The organism is Nocardioides sp. B129/18 (genome assembly GCF_055282735.1).
In genome coordinates, this window is sequence record NZ_JBUZJI010000007.1 from 141,056 (window position 1) to 158,462 (window position 17,407).

The 17,407-nt window shown below is 74.4% G+C and carries 22 protein-coding genes; 12 read left to right on the plus strand and 10 right to left on the minus strand.

Annotated elements, in window-relative coordinates; genetic code table 11:
• Positions 1-137: 137 nt before the first annotated feature.
• Positions 138-1,022 (minus strand): LysR family transcriptional regulator, encoded by an 885-nt coding sequence (locus ACZDWJ_RS07540; RefSeq protein WP_463520316.1) that lies wholly within the window; start codon positions 1,020-1,022, stop codon positions 138-140.
• Positions 1,023-1,092: 70 nt separating this feature from the next.
• On the opposite strand from ACZDWJ_RS07540, the gene ACZDWJ_RS07545 reads away from it, so the two are divergent.
• The 3 genes from ACZDWJ_RS07545 to ACZDWJ_RS07555 are packed head-to-tail and all read left to right on the plus strand — an operon-like array spanning position 1,093 to position 3,577.
• Positions 1,093-2,286 (plus strand): thiolase family protein, encoded by a 1,194-nt coding sequence (locus tag ACZDWJ_RS07545; protein WP_463520317.1) that lies wholly within the window; start codon positions 1,093-1,095, stop codon positions 2,284-2,286.
• Positions 2,283-2,942 carry a 3-oxoacid CoA-transferase subunit A gene (locus ACZDWJ_RS07550; protein WP_463520318.1) on the plus strand — a complete coding sequence of 220 codons (660 nt, stop codon included), beginning with the start codon at positions 2,283-2,285 and terminating at the stop codon, positions 2,940-2,942. Before ACZDWJ_RS07545 ends, ACZDWJ_RS07550 begins: the two co-directional genes overlap by 4 nt.
• A complete protein-coding gene (locus ACZDWJ_RS07555) occupies positions 2,939-3,577 on the plus strand; it encodes a 3-oxoacid CoA-transferase subunit B (protein WP_463520319.1) in 639 nt (212 codons plus the stop codon). The genes ACZDWJ_RS07550 and ACZDWJ_RS07555 overlap by 4 nt, the downstream gene beginning before the upstream one ends.
• A 16-nt stretch (positions 3,578-3,593) precedes the next feature.
• On the opposite strand, the gene ACZDWJ_RS07560 is transcribed toward ACZDWJ_RS07555, so the two are convergent.
• From ACZDWJ_RS07560 to ACZDWJ_RS07570, 3 genes are read right to left on the minus strand one after another with little or no spacing between them, the layout of a single operon-like run.
• Positions 3,594-4,571 carry an aldo/keto reductase gene (locus ACZDWJ_RS07560; RefSeq protein WP_463520320.1) on the minus strand — a complete coding sequence of 326 codons (978 nt, stop codon included), beginning with the start codon at positions 4,569-4,571 and terminating at the stop codon, positions 3,594-3,596.
• A gap of 59 nt (positions 4,572-4,630) precedes the next feature.
• On the minus strand, positions 4,631-5,104 hold the full coding sequence (locus tag ACZDWJ_RS07565; protein WP_463520321.1) for a YdeI/OmpD-associated family protein: 474 nt from the start codon (positions 5,102-5,104) through the stop codon (positions 4,631-4,633).
• 20 nt (positions 5,105-5,124) lie between these two features.
• Positions 5,125-6,279 (minus strand): DUF3500 domain-containing protein, encoded by a 1,155-nt coding sequence (locus ACZDWJ_RS07570; protein WP_463520322.1) that lies wholly within the window; start codon positions 6,277-6,279, stop codon positions 5,125-5,127.
• A 57-nt stretch (positions 6,280-6,336) separates the two neighbouring features.
• Here ACZDWJ_RS07570 and ACZDWJ_RS07575 point away from each other — a divergent pair, with 57 nt between their 5' ends.
• From ACZDWJ_RS07575 to ACZDWJ_RS07585, 3 genes are all read left to right on the plus strand, one after another.
• Positions 6,337-6,657 (plus strand): putative quinol monooxygenase, encoded by a 321-nt coding sequence (locus ACZDWJ_RS07575; protein WP_463520323.1) that lies wholly within the window; start codon positions 6,337-6,339, stop codon positions 6,655-6,657.
• Positions 6,658-6,772: 115 nt separating this feature from the next.
• Positions 6,773-7,453: a leucine efflux protein LeuE gene (leuE, locus tag ACZDWJ_RS07580; RefSeq protein ID WP_463520324.1), complete on the plus strand. Its 681-nt coding sequence runs from the start codon at positions 6,773-6,775 to the stop codon at positions 7,451-7,453.
• 82 nt (positions 7,454-7,535) lie between these two features.
• Complete coding sequence (locus tag ACZDWJ_RS07585; protein ID WP_463520325.1) at positions 7,536-8,465, plus strand: hypothetical protein; 930 nt, start codon at positions 7,536-7,538, stop codon at positions 8,463-8,465.
• Positions 8,466-8,551: 86 nt separating this feature from the next.
• Here the strand turns inward: ACZDWJ_RS07585 and ACZDWJ_RS07590 are convergent, their stop codons facing one another.
• Positions 8,552-9,334, minus strand: a complete 783-nt coding sequence (locus tag ACZDWJ_RS07590; protein WP_463520326.1) for an N-acetylmuramoyl-L-alanine amidase family protein — start codon at positions 9,332-9,334, stop codon at positions 8,552-8,554.
• A 177-nt stretch (positions 9,335-9,511) separates the two neighbouring features.
• Here ACZDWJ_RS07590 and ACZDWJ_RS07595 point away from each other — a divergent pair, with 177 nt between their 5' ends.
• The 3 genes from ACZDWJ_RS07595 (at position 9,512) to ACZDWJ_RS07605 (ending at position 11,324) form a co-directional block, all read left to right on the plus strand.
• Complete coding sequence (locus ACZDWJ_RS07595; RefSeq protein WP_463520327.1) at positions 9,512-10,294, plus strand: metallophosphoesterase; 783 nt, start codon at positions 9,512-9,514, stop codon at positions 10,292-10,294.
• Positions 10,295-10,326: 32 nt separating this feature from the next.
• The gene (gene ppnP, locus ACZDWJ_RS07600) at positions 10,327-10,641 is read left to right on the plus strand and encodes a pyrimidine/purine nucleoside phosphorylase (RefSeq protein WP_463520328.1); all 315 of its coding nucleotides are present in this window, start codon (positions 10,327-10,329) and stop codon (positions 10,639-10,641) included.
• Between the two features lie 167 nt (positions 10,642-10,808).
• Entirely contained in the window at positions 10,809-11,324 is a 516-nt protein-coding gene (locus ACZDWJ_RS07605) for a glycine cleavage system transcriptional repressor (RefSeq protein ID WP_463520329.1), read from the plus strand.
• 6 nt (positions 11,325-11,330) lie between these two features.
• Here ACZDWJ_RS07605 and ACZDWJ_RS07610 read toward each other — a convergent pair whose 3' ends face one another.
• Together ACZDWJ_RS07610 and ACZDWJ_RS07615 are read right to left on the minus strand one after the other, a co-directional pair.
• A complete protein-coding gene (locus tag ACZDWJ_RS07610; protein ID WP_463520330.1) occupies positions 11,331-12,014 on the minus strand; it encodes an HNH endonuclease family protein in 684 nt (227 codons plus the stop codon).
• Positions 12,015-12,165: 151 nt separating this feature from the next.
• Positions 12,166-12,627, minus strand: a complete 462-nt coding sequence (locus tag ACZDWJ_RS07615; protein ID WP_463520331.1) for a PPOX class F420-dependent oxidoreductase — start codon at positions 12,625-12,627, stop codon at positions 12,166-12,168.
• A 103-nt stretch (positions 12,628-12,730) separates the two neighbouring features.
• Between ACZDWJ_RS07615 and ACZDWJ_RS07620 the strand changes: the two genes are divergently transcribed.
• Positions 12,731-13,357, plus strand: a complete 627-nt coding sequence (locus tag ACZDWJ_RS07620; protein WP_463520332.1) for a hypothetical protein — start codon at positions 12,731-12,733, stop codon at positions 13,355-13,357.
• Here the strand turns inward: ACZDWJ_RS07620 and ACZDWJ_RS07625 are convergent.
• Together ACZDWJ_RS07625 and ACZDWJ_RS07630 are read right to left on the minus strand one after the other, a co-directional pair.
• Positions 13,350-13,673 carry a putative quinol monooxygenase gene (locus tag ACZDWJ_RS07625; protein WP_463520333.1) on the minus strand — a complete coding sequence of 108 codons (324 nt, stop codon included), beginning with the start codon at positions 13,671-13,673 and terminating at the stop codon, positions 13,350-13,352. The genes ACZDWJ_RS07620 and ACZDWJ_RS07625 overlap by 8 nt on opposite strands.
• Before the next feature lie 103 nt (positions 13,674-13,776).
• Positions 13,777-14,505, minus strand: a complete 729-nt coding sequence (locus tag ACZDWJ_RS07630) for a hypothetical protein (protein ID WP_463520334.1) — start codon at positions 14,503-14,505, stop codon at positions 13,777-13,779.
• A 183-nt stretch (positions 14,506-14,688) separates the two neighbouring features.
• Here ACZDWJ_RS07630 and egtB point away from each other — a divergent pair, with 183 nt between their 5' ends.
• Both egtB and egtD read left to right on the plus strand, forming a co-directional pair.
• Entirely contained in the window at positions 14,689-16,014 is a 1,326-nt protein-coding gene (gene egtB, locus ACZDWJ_RS07635; RefSeq protein WP_463520335.1) for an ergothioneine biosynthesis protein EgtB, read from the plus strand.
• 49 nt (positions 16,015-16,063) lie between these two features.
• Positions 16,064-17,044 (plus strand): L-histidine N(alpha)-methyltransferase, encoded by a 981-nt coding sequence (gene egtD / locus ACZDWJ_RS07640; protein ID WP_463520336.1) that lies wholly within the window; start codon positions 16,064-16,066, stop codon positions 17,042-17,044.
• On the opposite strand, the gene ACZDWJ_RS07645 is transcribed toward egtD, so the two are convergent.
• Positions 17,034-17,315: a DUF427 domain-containing protein gene (locus tag ACZDWJ_RS07645; protein WP_463520337.1), complete on the minus strand. Its 282-nt coding sequence runs from the start codon at positions 17,313-17,315 to the stop codon at positions 17,034-17,036. The two genes, egtD and ACZDWJ_RS07645, sit on opposite strands and share 11 nt — an antisense overlap.
• Positions 17,316-17,407: the final 92 nt, after the last annotated feature.

The window sequence follows — 17,407 nt, forward strand, 5'->3', positions numbered from 1 at the left end:
GCCGCCATCGGCGAGGAGATCGCCCGTGTCGGGCGTCGGCGACCCGCCCGGACCCGCCTCCCGGTCCCACGGCAGCCGCTGCGCTGCGTCGAGCTCGGGCCCGTCCCTGGTCGAGCTCGGCGACCTCTGATCCGTCCTCACCTGACGGTGCGTCGCACCATCTCGGCCACCCGCGCCACCGCCGGCGTCGGCGTCTCCGCGCGGCGGGCCAGCGCGAGCTCGACGGTGTACGCCGCGGAGAGCGACGCGTAGCTCACCTCCTCCAGGCCCAGGCTGCGCACCGGCTCGGGCACGAGCGCGACGCCGAGCCCTGCGGCGACGAAGACCATCAGGGTGGCGGTCTCGGCCGCTTCCAGCACCACCCGCGGCGTGAAGCCGGCGCGGGCGCAGGCCGCCAGCACCGAGGCCTGGAAGGCCGAGCGACTGCCCGAGGGATGGGTCACGAACGGCTCGTCGGCGAGGTCGGCGAGATCGATGCGGCGACGGTGGCCGAGGGCGTGGCGGCGGGGGAGCGCGGCCACGAGTCGCTCCGAGCGCAGCGGATGCACCTCGAGGTCCTCCGGCGTCGTGGCGTCGGGTCGGAGCAGGGCCAGGTCGTAGGTGCGGTCGCGCAGCCCGTCGACCAGCGCGGGGGAGAGCAGCTCGCCGCGCAGCTCGAGGTCGACGTCGGGCAGCGTGGCGCGCACGTCGTGGGCGACGCGCGGCAGGACGTCGTAGGTCGAGGTGCCGACGAAGCCGATCGAGACGCGTCCCGCGCGGCCCGCGGCGACCAGCGCCAGGTCGGCGCGGGCCTCCTCGACGTCGGCCAGCACGGTGCGCGCGTGCGCCACCAGCCGGTGCCCGGCCTCGGTGACGGTGACCCGCCGCGTGGTGCGCTCGACCAGCCTCACCCCGAGCTCGCGCTCGAGCTGCTGGACCTGGCGCGAGAGCGCCGGCTGCGCCAGGTGGAGGCTCTCGGCGGCGCGGCCGAAGTGCTGATGCTCCACGACGGCGACGAACGCCCGCAGCTGCCGAAGATCCATGCGCCCACGCTATCAATCAGCGAGAACTTGGCATTGGAGTGGATGAGTGATGGCGGCCTACGGTGGACCGGTGACCGACACCTTCGTCCATGCGTCCGTGCGCACGCCGTTCGGCCGGTTCGGCGGCGCACTCGCCGGCGAGCGGCCCGACGACCTCGCCGCCGTCGTCCTCACCGCGCTCCTCGAGCGGGCGCCCGGCCTCGAGGCCGCTGCCGTCGACGAGGTCGTCTGGGGCTGCGCCAACCAGGCCGGCGAGGACAACCGCAACGTCGGCCGGATGGGCGTGCTGCTCGCCGGCTGGCCCACCTCGGTGCCCGCGACGACCGTCAACCGACTGTGCGGCTCGAGCCTCGACGCGGTGATGATGGCCTCGCGGGCCATCGAGACCGGCGACGCGTCCGTCGTCGTGGCCGGTGGCGTGGAGTCGATGACCCGCGCGCCCTGGGTGCTGCCCAAGCCCGGCCGCGCCTATCCCGCCGGCGACGCCGCGCTCGCCTCGACCACGCTCGGCTGGCGGCTGGTCAACGCCGCCATGCCGCCGGAGTGGACCCTCTCGCTCGGGGAGTGCAACGAGCTCCTGGCCGAGAAGCACGGCGTGAGCCGCGAGCGCCAGGACGCCTTCGCCGTCACCTCACACCAGCGGGCGGCCGCCGCCTGGGAGGCCGGCTTCTACGACGAGCTGGTGGTGCCGGTCGGCGACCTGACGCGCGACGAGGGCATCCGCCCGGACACCACCGCGGAGAGGCTGGCCGCGCTGCGGCCGAGCTTCCGCCCCGACGGCACCATCACCGCGGGCAACGCCTCCCCGCTCAGCGACGGCGCCTCCGCGGTGCTGCTCTCCGACGGCGCGGCCGACCTGGGCGTCGAGCCGATCGCCCGGATCGCCGGCCGCGGCACCTTCGCCCTCGACCCGCGCGAGTTCGGCTACGCGCCCGTCGAGGCGGCCGGCCGCGCGCTGGCCCGGGCCGGCATCGGCTGGGAGCAGGTCGGCGCGGTCGAGCTCAACGAGGCCTTCGCCGTCCAGTCGCTCGTGTGCGTCGACGCCTGGCTCCAGGCGGGGCTGCGCGATGCGAGCCTCGTCAACGACCGGGGCGGCGCGCTGGCGCTCGGCCACCCGCTCGGCGCGTCCGGGGGGCGCGTCCTCGGAACCCTGGCCGCGCGACTGCGGGAGTCCGGCGAGCGCTGGGGCGTGGCGGCTCTGTGCATCGGCGTGGGCCAGGGGCTCGCCGTCGTCCTGGAGAACATCGCGGTGGAGGCCCGATGAGCGCCACGATCTGCGCCGACGTCGACGAGGCGGTCGCCGGGATCCAGGACGGCTCGACCGTCCTGGTCGGCGGCTTCGGCATGGCCGGGATGCCGGTGGCGCTGATCGACGCCCTCATCCGGCAGGGCGCCGGCGACCTCACGGTCGTCTCCAACAACGCCGGCAACGGCGACACCGGCCTGGCCGCGCTGCTGGCCGAGGGTCGGGTGCGCAAGGTGGTCTGCTCCTTCCCCCGGCAGAGCGACTCCTGGGTCTTCGACCGGCTCTACCGCGCCGGGGAGATCGAGCTCGAGCTCGTCCCCCAGGGCAGCCTGGCCGAGCGGATGCGGGCCGCGGGCGCCGGCATCGGCGGGTTCTACTCCCCGACCGGCGTCGGAACCGTGCTCGCCGAGGGCAAGGAGACCCGCGAGCTCGACGGACGCACCCACGTGCTCGAGCTGCCGATCCGGGGCGACGTCGCCCTCATCGGCGCCCACCGCGCCGACCGGATGGGCAACCTCGTCTACCGCAGGACCGCGCGCAACTTCGGCCCCGTGATGGCCACCGCGGCCAGGACGACGATCGTCCAGGTGAGCGAGATCGTCGAGATCGGCGCGCTGGACCCCGAGGCGATCGTCACCCCCTCCCTCTACGTCGACAAGGTGGTGCAGGCATGAGCCTGGACAAGCACCAGCTCGCGGCCCGCGTAGCGCAGGACATCCCGCCCGGGGCCTACGTCAACCTCGGCATCGGCCAGCCCACGATGGTCGCCGACCACCTCGAGCCCGACTCCGGCGTCGTGCTGCACACCGAGAACGGCCTGCTGAACATGGGCCCCCGGCCGGCGGCCGGCGAGGAGGACCCCGACCTCACCAACGCCGGCAAGCAGCCCGTCACCGAGCTGCCCGGGGCGTCCTACTTCGACAGCGCGGCGTCGTTCGCGATGATGCGCGGGGGCCACCTCGACGTGTGCGTGCTCGGCGCCTTCCAGGTCTCCCACCGCGGCGACATCGCCAACTGGAGCACCGGTGCGCCCGACGCGATCCCGGCCGTCGGGGGCGCGATGGACCTCGCGATCGGCGCCAAGCAGGTCTTCGTGATGATGACCCTCTTCGCCAAGGACGGCTCGCCCAAGCTGGTGCCGGAGTGCACCTACCCGCTCACCGGCGTCGGCTGCGTGTCCCGGGTCTACACCGACCTCGCGACCTTCGACCTGAGCGCGGGCGAGGTCCGCGTCGTCGACGTCTTCGGCATCGGCGAGGACGAGCTCGCCGAGCGTCTCGGGCTCGACCTCGTACGGGCGTCCGCCTAGCCTCGGCCGTGCGGGGCTAGAAGCCCGCCCGCTCGTGAGGCACGTACGGCGCCTCGAGGGCCTCGATCTCCTCGGAGGTGAGCGCGAGGTCGAACGCGGCGACGGCGTCGTGCAGGTGGTGCGGCTTCGTGGCGCCGATGATCGGCGCGGTGACGCCGGGACGCTGCAGCAGCCACGCCAGCGCGACGGTGGCGCGGGGGACGCCGCGGGCCTCGGCGACGGTGCCGACGGCCTCGACGACCGCGCGGTCCGACTCCTCCTGACGCCCGTAGAGGGTGGCGCCGAACGTGTCGGTCTCGGTGCGGCTCGTGGTGGCGTCCCAGGGGCGCGTCAGGCGTCCGCGTGCCAGGGGGCTCCACGGGATGACCGCGACGTCCTGGTCCTGGCAGAGCGGGATCATCTCGCGCTCCTCCTCGCGGTAGAGCAGGTTGTAGTGGTCCTGCATCGAGACGAACGGGTGCCAGCCGTGCCGCTCGGCGAGGTGACGGGCCTTCGCGAACTGCCAGGCGTGCATCGAGGAGGCGCCGAGGTAGCGCACCTTGCCGGCGCGGACGAGGGAGTCGAGGGTCTCCAGGGTCTCCTCGATCGGCGTGTGCGGGTCCCACCGGTGGATCTGGTAGAGGTCGATGAAGTCGGTGCCCAGGCGCCGCAGGCTGGCGTCGCACTGCTCGATGATCGCCCGGCGCGAGAGCCCGGCGCCGCCCGGCCCGGGACCCATCCGGCCGTGCACCTTGGTGGCCACCACGACGTCGTCGCGCCGCCCGGTGCGGGCCAGGAACGCGCCGAGGATCTCCTCGCTGGAGCCGTCGGAGTAGACGTTGGCGGTGTCGAAGAACGTGATGCCGAGGTCGAGCGCCGTGCCGAGGAAGGCGTCGGACTCCTCCGGCGGGAGCGTCCAGGGGTGCGTGCCGCGGTCGGGCTGGCCGTAGCTCATGCAGCCGAGGCTGAGGCGCGAGACCTCCAGGCCGGTGCCGCCGAGTCGTGCGTGCTGCATGGTGAGTGCCTCTCTGGAAGGTTCGGAGCCGGTGGGCTGGGGCTGAGTGACGGGCTGCGTCACGGGCCGGGGAGGACGCCGGCCACGAGCGCCGCGATCCGGCTCGCGCGGGTCTCGGGACGGGCCGCGGAGGCGACGGTGGCCAGGCGGCGACGTCGCTCGCCGGGGCGCAGCGCCTCGAAGGCGGCCCGGGCTCCGGCCCCCTCGAGCGCGGTGGCGACGTCGTCGGGCAGGGGGACGGCGTCGGGGTCGGCCGGCCGCAGCCGCGCCCGCACGGCGTCGCCGGGACGCAGGCCGAGCTCGCGCTGGAGGCTCGCGCCGGCCCACAGGAAGGGCGCGTCGAGCACGTCGGCGCGGTTGATCGCCAGGTTCACCTCGACCTCGTCGAGCGTGCCCTCGACGCGCCGGGTGCGCGCCGCCCGGGAGGCCTCCTCGAGGTCGGCCGGGACGCGGATGACGGTGTAGACGACCTCGCCCCACGGCATCGGCTCGAGGGGCGCGTCGAACTCGGTCCAGGCGGCTGGCTGGCTCATGGGTGCTCGTTGCGGCCGGGTCAGTGGTGCTCGCGGCGGTGCGCGCGCAGGACGTCGAGGCCGAAGTCGGACGTGGGGTCGCGCCACACCGAGTGGGCGTGGTTGGCGTCGCGCTGGGTGTTGTCCCACTCGATGAGCAGGCGCGGCGCCTGGAGCCGGTAGTAGTGCGGTGCGCCGGCGGTGAGCGTGCCGGCCCAGGCCAGGTGCACGGCGTCGAGGTCGGCGTCGTCGTAGACGGGGGCGATGCCCTCGGGCACGCGGTCGAGGTAGGTGCCCAGCAGGGCGCGCAGCAGGTCGCGCTGTCCGGAGTCGAGGTCGCGTCCGGCCACGCCCTGGGGCGCCTCGGTGTACTGCACGGCGGCGTGGTCGGCCTCGGAGTAGTCGGCGGCCTCGTCGATGGCGTCGGAGAGGCGCTGCAGCTTGGCCTGCTCCTCGTCGTCGGGGAACCGCTCGTCGCGCCAGACCCCGGCCAGCGGGATCACGCGGTCGCCCTCGGAGATCTCGGTGCGGTTGGCGGTGACGAGGTCGGAGGGCGCCTTGTCGAGCAGGATCGCGCGGGCGCGCAGCTCGGGGGCCAGGGAGCCGACCAGCTCGCGGGCGAGGTCCTCCACCGCGCCCAGCGGGCGGTTGAGGGCGCCGCCGAGCAGCGGGGAGGAGGCGGGGTCGGCGCCGAGGAAGCACGGGGTCGTGGACGCCAGGGCGCCGTCGACGACGAGGTTGTTCAGCGAGACGTGGTGGCCGCCGAAGCGCCAACCCCAGGGCGCCGCGCCGCCGGGCTCGCCGAAGACCCGCAGGTAGAACAGGCCCGGGTCGCGGCCACGCTCGCGGTCGAAGCGGACGACGAAGCCCTCGATGCGGTCGAGCACGTTCTCCAGGCCCATCGCGGTCGAGACCGTGACGTAGCCGGCCATCGAGAGCCCGGTGGCCACCAGGCGCATCGCGGCGCGCTGCTGGGCGGGCCGCTGGTCGTGCATCGTCAGGCCGCCGTGGTCGGTGGGGGTGTAGAACCAGCGGCGCCGCTCGGCGTCGGAGGCGTCGTCGGAGGGGGGCAGGCCCTGGGCCACCGCGCGCTGCTCGGGGGTCAGCGTCTCGAGCCAGGCGCCGGCCGCCTCGGTCATCGCGGCGGCGGCCTCGCGGGCGGCCCTCTCCCTTTCGGGCTTCGATCGTGGGTCCACGAGGCCTAGCGTGACGGCAGTCACCCGTCGACAACACACCGGAAGAGGGGGAGGGCCATGACCACGCCCACCGACGAGAACAAGGACCTGCTCACCGTCGTCGCCTACATGCGCGCCGCCGAGGGGAGGACGGAGGAGCTGAAGGCCGCGCTGCTCGCGCTCATCGAGCCGACCAGCCAGGAGGACGGCTACGTCAACTACGACCTGCACCAGAGCATCGAGGACCCCAGCTTCTTCACCTTCTACGAGAACTGGACGTCGGGGGAGAAGCTCGACGCCCACCTCGCCGCGCCGCACCTGGTGGACTTCGCCGCGCGCATCCCCGAGCTGCTGGACGCCGACGGCCTGACGGTCAACCGGGTCAAGCGGATCGGCTGACCGCTCGCGCCGGCCTCCTCGGGGACGCGCCCTCGACCCCCCGGTCGTCCGTGGCACTGCCCCGGGGGCGCCGAACGGGTCACGGAGCCGTTCGGCGCGTGGGACGATCCGGCGCGTGTGGGGTGTCATCGACCTGCCGACCTATCTCGTCGGCCTCGTCCTGATCGTGCTGCTGCCCGGGCCGAACTCGATGTACGTGCTGGCCGTCGGGGCTCGCGACGGCGTCCGGGCCGGGTACGCCGCGGCGTGCGGCGTCTTCACCGGCGACGCCGTGCTCATGACGCTCTCCGCGGCCGGCGTCGCCTCGGTGCTGCAGGCCAACGCGATCGTCTTCGACGTGCTGAAGTACCTCGGCGCCGGCTACCTCGGCTGGCTGGCCCTGGGGCTGCTGCGGGCCGCGGCGCGCACTCTGCGCGCCGCCGGATCGCGCCGATCCGGCGAGCCCCTGGACCCCGACGCCGCCGCGGAGGTGGCCGCGCTCATGCGCTCCACGCACGGGCACGTCTACCGCCGCGCGCTGGTCGTCAGCCTGCTCAACCCGAAGGCGATCCTCTTCTTCATCGCCTTCTTCGTGCAGTTCGTCGACCCCGCCTACCCGCGTCCCTGGCTGTCGTTCCTCGTGCTGGGCACCTTCGCCGAGATCGTCAGCGCCCTCTACCTGACCGCGCTGATCCTCGCCGGCACCCGCCTGGCCGCGGCCTTCCGCGAGCGGCGTCGGCTGGCCGCGGGCGGCACGTCGCTGGTCGGCGTCGTCTTCCTGGGCTTCGCCGTCAAGCTGGCCACGGCCTCGGCCTGACCCCTGATCCCGGGGTCGGCCCGGGGTCGACCCCCGGGTCATCCCCGTTGCGGATCCACGCCGACGGGCGCAGGCTCAGGGCATGCCCTCTCGGACCCCTCGGGCCGGCCGCACCTCACGGGCGGCCCTCGTGCTGGCCGTCGTCGCCTGCCTGCCCTACCTGACGCTCAAGACGCTGTGGCTCTGTGGCCTCGAGGTCGGGGTGCGTCCCGGCCCGGGGACCACGGTCATGGAGTCGCCGCGGGTGGTCGCGGCCAATCTCGTGACGGCCCTGCTCATGCTGGCCGGCATCGTCGCCGCCCACGGCCTGGCCCGCCCCTGGGGCCGACGCGTGCCGGCGGCTCCGGTGCTCCTCGCCGCCTCCGCGGCCACCGGCCTGCTGGTGCCGATCGTCGGCGGGGTGCTCGCCGGCGGGGCGCTGAGCGTCGCGGGGGTGTCGAGCCCGGCCGCGTCGTCCTCGGACCCGGATGCGCTCGCCCCGTGGGTGTTCCAGCTGGTCTACGGCGGGTTCGCCCTGCTCGTGCTGAGCCTGCTCGTGCTGGCCGTCCCCTACGTCGCCGACCGCTGGCGGGATCGGCTCGCGGCGGTCCCCGCGGTGCCGGGCGGATCGGCGCCCGGCGCGGCCTGGGTCGTGGTGGGTGCCTTCGGCCTCGCCGAGATCGGCTGGGGTCTGGTGGGCCCGGGGACCTCGGGCCCGTACCGGATGGACACCGTGCCGGCGCGGGCCGTGCTCGTGGTCGCCGGACTCCTGCTGGTGGCTGCCTGCGCGGCCGCCGCTCTGCTGCGTCAGGGTCGGATCGCGCCGCGATCGGCCTGGGCGCTGGTCTGGGTCGGTCTGAGCACGGCGGCGTTCCAGGCGCCCTCCCACCTGCTGATCTCGGGCGGGTCCGTCGGACGCCCGTTCCTCGTGCTCGCGGTCGCAGCGGCGCTCGCCGGGGCCGCCCTGGGGCTCCGGGTGCTGCGCGGCGAGGGCCGCGCAGCACCTGCGTCCGGTCTCAGTCCAGCGCGGTGACCCGGATCAGCACCGACTCGTCGGGCCGCAGGGCCTGGCGCTCAGCGGCGAGGGCACGGTGGCGCTCGCGCTGATCCGCGCCCGGCTCAGCCGAGGTAGGCGACGACGCCGCGCGCCAGCGCCGCGGCGTAGCGCTCGCGGCCGGCGGCGCTGGTCATGATGCGGGCGTCGGCGCTCGAGCGCATGTTGCCCAGCTCGACCATGGCGATGGGCACATCGGAGAGGTTGAGCGTCCCGAGGTCGCCGCGGGTGTCGAAGCCGTCGCCGCCGGCGATGTAGTTCGCGTACGGGAAGCCTGCGCCGTGCAGCGCCGAGCGCATCGCGAGGGCGAACCGCCGCGAGGGCGCGTAGACGTCGCTGGTCCACGGCGCGCGGTTCGCCGGGGCGATCACGTGGAAGCCGTGCGCGCCCGCCGCCGTCGAGCCGTCGCCGTGGATGCTGAGCTCGAGGTCGGCGCCGGCCTTCGCCCCGGCCCTGCCGCGGGCGTCGACGCACGGCCCCCACAGGGCGTCGCTGTTCGCGGTGCGGGTGAGCACCACCCGCGCGCCGAGGTCCTCGAGCCGCTGCTGGAGCCGGCGGGCGACGCTCCAGGTGAACGTGGCCTCCGGGAACCCGCCGTTCGTCGCGGTGCCCGTGGTGTTGCACGGCTTCTGGAACCCGCCGGCGTCGACCGGCCTGCTGATCTCGCGCGAATGCCGGCGGTTGCCGAGCTGGTGCCCGGGATCGAGCACGATCACGCGGCCCGCGAGGGGACGCGCCGACGATCCGTCCGCGGTGGCGACCCGGGCCGGCGGGTCGAGGGGTGCCGGCATCTCGGGCGGCACGACGCTGAACGCGAGGCCCAGGGCCACGAGAAAGGATCCGAGCACCGATCCAGGCTACGTCGCGTCCGTCGTCCGCAAGCGGTTTCGCCGTGACCCGTCGTCCACAGGCTGGCAGGGTTGGTCAGGGGAAGTTGGGCGTGAACGGCCCCAAGTCTCCCTGACCATCGAGAAGTTCCCCGGACGACCGGGGAACTCCTACCCCCGTCATCCACAGGAGACCCCGTGCCCGACGTCGATCCCCTCGTCGACCGCCGCGACCACCACGGCCCGTTCGACGTCATCGGCGACGTGCACGGCTGCCTCGGCGAGCTCGTGTCGCTCCTGGGGGAGCTGGGCTGGCAGGTGGAGGTCGACGACGCCGGCCGGGTGGTCGACGCGCGGCACCCGGAGGGCCGCACGGCGGTGTTCGTGGGCGACCTCGTCGACCGCGGCTCGGACAGCCCCGGGGTGCTGCGGCTGGTGATGGCCATGGTGCGCGGCGGCACGGCGCTGTGCGTCGAGGGCAACCACGAGAACAAGCTGCGACGCGCGCTCGGCGGCGCCGACGTCACGACCGGGCACGGCCTGGCCCAGACCCTCGAGGCCCTGGCGGCGGAGTCCGCGGCGTTCCGCGACGACGTGGCCGCGTTCCTCGCCGCCCTGCCTCCGCACCTCGTCCTCGACGACGGCCGCCTCGTCGTCGCCCACGCCGGGCTGCACGCGCACGACCACGGCGTCGTCACCCGCCGCGCCCGGGCGTTCGCGCTCTACGGCGACGTCGACGGCACCCGCGACGAGCACGGCCTGCCGGTACGACGCGACTGGGCGCAGGGGTACGCCGGCGAGGCCGTCGTCGTCCACGGTCACACGCCGCGGCTGCGCGCGGAGTGGACCGGCGCGGTGCTCTGCGTCGACACCGGCGTGCCGTTCGGCGGCGAGCTCACCGCCCTGCGCTGGCCCGAGCGGACGCTGGCCGCCGTGCCGGCCGAGCGGCAGTGGTGCCCACCGTCGCGTCCGCTGGAGTGAGCGGGCCCGGGGCGCCGCTAGGCTCCGCGGCCGTGAGCGACACCTACGAGAACGTCACCCTCGACCCGCGCGCCAACGTCTACTTCGACGGCGCCTGCGTCAGCCACACGTTCCACACCGCCGACGGCGCCCGCAAGAGCGCCGGCGTCATCCTGCCGGGCACCTACGAGTTCGGGACGGCCGCGCCCGAGGTGATGGAGCTGCTCGACGGCCGCTGCCGGGTGCGCCTGCCCGGTGCCGACGACTGGGTCGAGCACGCGGCCGGCGGCTCCTTCGAGGTGCCGGGGGAGTCCTCCTTCGGCATCGAGGTGCTCGAGACCCTCGGCTACGTCTGCCACTACGGCTGAGCGCGGCTGACGAGGTCGTCCGGCTCCCGCGTGACGTGTCTCGCAGGTTCTGGGGCGATGCGACCTGCGAGACACGACGCTCGGGGGTCAGTTACCCGGTCAGCCGGGTAATGGTGGCGTGCGCCTCCGCCGGCAGGTCACCCACCAGGCGCGCTAGCGTGCACGCCATGACGACCCTGGTGCTCACCGTCCTCGGCCACGACCGTCCCGGACTGGTGTCGGCGGTGTCGGCGCCGGTCGAGGCCCACGGCGGCTCGTGGGAGCGCAGCGAGCTGGTGCGGCTGGCGGGCACGTTCGCCGGGGTCGTGCTCGTGAGCGTGCCCGAGGACGCCGTGGCGGCGCTGACGGCCGAGCTCGAGGCGCTGGGCACCGACGGCCTGCAGGTGCGCGTCGAGCGCACCGACGCCGTCGAGGCGCCCGCGCGCACCCTGCGGCTGCACGTGCTGGGCACCGACCGCCCGGGCATCGTGGCCCGCGTCTCCGGCGCGGTGGCCGGGCACGGGGTCGGCATCGAGGAGATCGCCACGGGCCTCCAGGACGCGCCGATGGCCGGCGGCGTCCTCTTCGAGATCGACGCCCGGCTCGCCGTGGGCCCCGACGCCGATCTCGACGCCCTGCGCGACGCCCTCGACGCGCTCGCCGACGACCTCATGGTCGACGTCGAGCTCGCCGAGGACGCCTGAGCGGCGTCAGGCCGTCGTCACCGTGATGGTGTTCGAGCAGCTCGACGCGTACTGGTTGAGCACGCTCTTCTCCGCGGGGTCCGCCGAGAGGCCCCAGCGGATCTTCACCGCCACCCACTCCGCGACGTAGCGGCACTTGTCGTAGGTGGGCAGCCAGGTTGAGGGGTCCTGGTCGCTCTTGGACTGGTTGACCGAGTCGGTGACGCCGACGAGCGTGCGCGGGTCGCCGAGGTCGTTGGCGTAGGACTGGCGACGGGCCGTCGTCCAGCCGCTGGCGCCCGAGCCCCAGGCCTCGGCGAGCGGGACGAGGTGGTCGATGTCGATGTCCGAGGCGTTGGTCCAGGACACGCGGTCGTAGTAGGAGAACCAGCGGCCGGTGGCCACGGTGCAGTTGCTCGAGCTGGTGTAGGTCAGCGGGGTGTCGGTCTCGCGCTCGCTGATGAGCACCTCGGCGCGCGTGCTCTGGCAGTCGCCGTCGGCGTCGATCCAGTGGGGGAACAGCGCGCGGTCGTAGCCGGTGTTGTTCTCCGCCGCGGTGGGGATCGTGGCGACGCCCTGGGCGATGGTGCCCGAGAACGTGGCCTGGGTGGCCGCCGGTGCGGGCGGGGTGACGACGAGCAGCGCGCTGAGCGCCAGGAGGGACGCCGACGCCGCACGGCGCAGGCGGGAGGACAGGATCCGAGAGTGCACGGGGGGTGCTCCTGAGGTCTGCCGGACCCGATGCCCGGCGGGTGCTCCCTGCCTAGGGCACCGGGCCGCACCACGCCATCGCGGCGCGCCGTGCGTCCTCGGATGCGCGGTCAGAGTTCACGTGGGCGACGCCCGGGCCCAGGAGCCGGCGTCAGGCCAGGTGCGCGGGGAAGCCGCCGGTGGCGATGGGGCTCCAGCGCGTCGGGGTGATCCGGATGAGCGACTTGCCCTGGTCGAGCATCGCCTGGCGGTACTCGTCCCAGTCGGGGTGCTCGCCGGAGATCGAGCGGAAGTAGTCGACGAAGGCGTCGAGGGCCTCGGGCACGTCGAGCACCTCGGCGTCGCCGTCGACCTGCACCCAGGCGCCGTCCCAGTCGTCGGAGAGCACGACGACGCTGGCCGTGGGGCGCTTGCGGGCGTTGCGGGTCTTGGCGCGCTCGGGGTAGGTCGCGATGACGATGCGGCCCTCGGGGTCGACGCCGCCGCTGACGGGCGAGGCCTGCGGGCCGCCGTCGGAGCGACGGGTCAGCAGCACCATGTGGTGACGCGGGCGGACGAAGTCGAGCAGCTCCTCGAGCTCGACGTGGTCGGCGCGGGCGATGGTGCGGGCCATGGGTCCTCCTGGGCAGGCGAGGGTCAGGTCGGTCGTCCCCGATCCTGCCCATCCGGGCGCGGCGTCCATGCACACGAGCGGGTGGGCTCCTAGCCTCGCGGCCATGTCCGCCGCCACGACCCCCACGACGACAGCCGCCGATCCTCCCCGCTCCCGCGTCGGCGCCTGGGCGCCGGCGCTGGTGCTCGCCGCGACCGTCGCCCAGCTGGCGGTGGCGACCTTCGTGCCGATCGACCGCTTCGAGGGCAAGGCCTTCGGCGCCCGGCTGGGCGCCTACCCGGCGCTCATGCTGCTCGCGCCGGCGCTGTGGTGGTGGGTCGTGCGCCGTCGCGACCGGGCAGCGCCGGCGCCGTGGGGCGCCTTCACGCTGGTGATGACGCCGTTCCTGGTCGACGTCACCGGCAACAGCCTCGACCTCTACGACTCCGTGGCCTGGTGGGACGACGCCAACCACTACGTCAACTGGCTGCTGCTGCTCAGCGGCGTCGGACTGCTCGTGGTGCCGCGCGGCCTCGCGCCCCTGGCGACGGTGCTGCACGTCGGCGGCCTCGGGGCGATGCTGGCCATCGCCTGGGAGCTGGGGGAGTGGTGGACCTTCATCCGCCACGGCACCGAGCTGGCGACGGCCTACGAGGACACGCTCTCCGACGAGACGCTGGGGACGCTGGGCGCCCTCACCGCCGGGGTGCTGGTGCAGCACCTCCGGCGGCGCGAGGCTGCGCTCAGCTGACGGCCATCTCGCCGAGCTCGGACCAGTCGTCCTGCTCGAGGGTGGTGTTGACGATGCGCGGCGTGGCGGTGAGGTAGGCCGGCAGGTCGGTGGTGGCGGTCGTGAAGTGCTCGGACTGCACGTGGGCGACGGCGGCGTCCTGGTCGCGGAAGGCCTCGACGAGCACGTAGTCGTTCGGCTGCTCCACCGAGCGCGACCAGAAGAACCACAGGCAGCCGTCCTCGGCGTTGCAGGCCTCGGTGAAGCTGCGGCTGATCTCGGGCCAGGCGTCGGCGTGCTCGGGCTTCACGGGAAACACGGCGGTGATGAAGATCAAGGCTCTCTCCTGGGTCGGGTGGTCGACGGTGACGATCGCGAGCCTAGGTCGCTCGTCGACCGCGGCCCACCACCCGTCGAGAGGTGACCTCGGGACCGGCCCGTCAGGACCAGCGGGGCGCGCCGAGGGTGAAGGACGCCGACTCGACGACCGCGCCGAGCCGGTGGCCCGAGCGCAGCACCTCGCCCAGGCGTCCGCTGGCCCGCACCTCGACGCGCACGAGCGCCGGACGCACCCGGCCGCGCGCCTCGAGGGTGCAGGCGCCGATCCCGCGGCCCGGGAAGTCCTGGCGCATGGTGGCGCGGGTGCGCACCGGCACGGCCGGCCCCAGCGGACGGGTGGTGGTGACGATCTCCCAGTCGCCGTGCGGGACGTCGTCGGCGCCGCGCGCCGAGACCCGTCCGGCCGACCCGGGCACGCCGTCGACGCTCAGCAGCGACTTCGGCAGCGCCCAGTTGACCCGTCCGCCGACCAGGCTGGCGGGGGAGTCGACGGCCATGAACGGCACCGAGACCCAGGGCGAGGCGCCGCTGCGCCCGGCCACCAGCGCCAGCGCCTCGTCGTAGGAGCCGACCGGCGTCGACTCGTAGCGCACCAGTCCGCCGACGACGCCGAGTCCGGCGCCGGCGCGCAGGCCGGGGGCGAGGGCGCGGGCCGCGCGCGAGCCGCCGCGCTCGAGCCAGACGACGGCCGAGCACACGCAGTCCCACGGGGCGCCGTCGACGGCGTCGGCGGTGGGCAGGGTGGCCAGGAGCGCCGCCGAGAGGGCGTTCTCCGGGACGCCCCACACCTGCGTGAGCTCGGGACGGTCGAGGGGGGCGGTCGAGGACACGGGACTCCTGGGGACGCGGTGACGGGGTGTCCCACGCTAGGAGCCGGCAGCGGCCGCGCGGTCGACCATTCCGGCCACGCCCGCCTGCCCCGGACGGGTGAACGGGCCCTCTGGGGGAGAAAGGTCATCGTTCGGTCAGGTTCTGGGCTCCCGAGTGTCGGCGGGGCCTGACAGCATCGAGCCATGGACGCCGTCACGCTCACCGACGCCGAGCCGACCCCCCAGGCCACCCGCCCGCGGTGGTCGGCGGACGTCGACGCGCTGCTGCGCGACTTCGACGCCGTGCGCGGCCACACCGAGCGGCTCGCGGCGCCGCTCTCCCCGGAGGACCAGACCGTCCAGTCGATGCCCGACGTCTCGCCCACCAAGTGGCACCGGGCCCACGTCACCTGGTTCTTCGAGACCTTCCTGCTCGCCGAGCACGAGCGGGGCTTCACGCCCTTCCAGGACCAGTACTGGTTCCTCTTCAACTCCTACTACGAGGCCGTCGGCCCGCGGTACGCCCGCGCCCAGCGCGGCGTCATCTCCCGCCCCGGCGCTCACGACGTCGGCCGCTACCGCGGCGACGTCGACGACCGCGTCCGCGACCTCCTGGCCTCCCTCGACGAGCCCACCCTGCGCGCGGTCGCGCCCACGATCGAGCTCGGGTTCCACCACGAGCAGCAGCACCAGGAGCTGCTGCTCATGGACATCAAGCACGTCCTGAGCCTCAACCCCCTCCAGCCGGTCTACGCCGGGCGCCCGCGCCCTGCCGCCGAGCCCGACGCGCTGGGCTGGGTCGAGGTCGAGGGCGGCCTGGTCGAGCTCGGCCACCGCGGCGGCTCGTTCTCCTTCGACAACGAGCTCCCGCGCCACCGGCAGTGGCTCGAGCCCTACCGGCTGGCCGACCGCCTGGTCACCAACGGCGAGTGGCTGGCCTTCATGGCCGACGGTGGCTACCACCGCTCCGACCTCTGGCTCTCCGACGGCTGGGGCAAGGTGACCTCCGAGGGCTGGGAGGCGCCGTTCTACTGGTCCTGCCACGACGGCGTCTGGCTCGAGCACACCCTGCACGGCACCTGGCCGGTCAACCCGGCCGCGCCGGTGTGCCACGTCAGCCACTACGAGGCCGACGCCTACGCCACCTGGGCCGGCAAGCGCCTGCCCACCGAGGCGGAGTGGGAGCACGCCGCCACGCAGGCCGAGGTCGCCGAGCCGCTCGAGCACGGCAACCTCGCCGACCTCGACTCCTTCCACCCCCGTCCGGCCGGGCCGTCCACGGGCCGGCTGCGCCAGCTCTTCGGCGACTGCTGGGAGTGGACCTCCTCGGCCTACCTGCCCTACCCGGGGTTCCACGCCGCCGAGGGTGCGATCGGCGAGTACAACGGCAAGTTCATGTCCGGCCAGATGGTGCTGCGCGGCGGCTGCGCGCTGACGCCCCCCGGCCACGCCCGCGCCACCTACCGCAACTTCTTCCCGGCCGGCGCCCGCTGGCCGGTCACCGGCCTGCGCCTGGCCGAGAGCGCCTGAGCGCCCTCGTCCGGGCGCTGCGCCCGCCACCTCTTCTTGGGAGCCCGTCATGACCGCCGACCTCGCCGCCGAGCCCGACCTCCTCGTGCTGCTGCAGCCCTCCGACCTCCACGAGGCGCTGCTCCACGACGCCCGCGCCGGGCTCACCGCGAGCCCGAAGACCCTGCCGCCGAAGTACTTCTACGACGACGCCGGCAGCGACCTCTTCGAGGAGATCACCCGGCTCCCGGAGTACTACCCGACCCGCGCGGAGCGCGGTCTGCTCGCGGCGCACGCCGCCGAGATCGCGGCGCTCAGCGGCGCCGCGGCGCTGGTCGAGCTCGGCTCCGGCTCCTCGGAGAAGACCGGGCTCCTCCTCGACGCCCTCGCGGCGGCCGGCACCCTCACCGACTACGTCGCCGTCGACGTCAGCGACGGAGCGCTGCGCGGTGCGCTGGGCGATCTCGCGGCCGCCCGGCCCGGCCTGCGGGTCACCGGCGTCGTCGCCGACTTCGAGCGCCACCTCGGCGCGCTGCCCGCCCCCGGACGCCGGCTGGTCGCCTTCCTCGGCGGCACCATCGGCAACCTCGCGCCCCACCAGCGTCGGCGGTTCCTCGGCGACCTCGTCGGCGGGCTGCAGGCGGGGGAGGCGCTGCTGGTCGGGGTCGACCTCGTCAAGGACGTCGACCGACTGGTCGCCGCCTACGACGACGCCGCGGGCGTCACCGCGGAGTTCAACCGCAACGTGCTGCGGGTGCTCGACCGTCAGCTGGGCGCCGACTTCGATCCCGCCGACTTCGATCACCTGGCCCGCTGGAACGCCGAGGAGGAGTGGATCGAGATGCGCCTGCGCGCCCGCGACGACCTCCGCGTCCACATCCCCGCCCTCGACCTCGAGGTGAGCTTCGAGGAGGGCGAGGAGATGCGCACCGAGATCTCCGCGAAGTTCCGGCGCGAGGGCCTCGCCGCCGAGCTCGACGCCGCCGGCCTCGAGCTGGCCGGCTGGTTCACCGACGGCGACTTCGCCCTCGCGCTCGCCGTCAGGCGGTGACCTCGACGCCCTTCCAGAAGGCCACGCGGCCCGCGATCTCGCGGGCGGCGTCCTTCGGGTCGGGGTAGTACCAGGCGGCGTCGGCGTTGCGCACGCCGTCGACCTCGACGTCGTAGTAGGACGCCGTGCCCTTCCACGGGCACACGCTCGTGCGCTCGGAGGGCCGCACCAGCTCGTCGCGCACCGAGGCCCGCGGGAAGTAGTGGTTGCCCTCGACGACGACGGTGTCGTCGCTCTCGGCGATCACGGTGTTGCGCCAGACTGCCTTCATCGGTTCCTCCTGGAGGGAGCTCGAACGAGCCGAGCTGAGGGGAGTGGCGGGTCACCTGGACGAACGCCGGCCGTCGCCGCCGCATTCCGGCG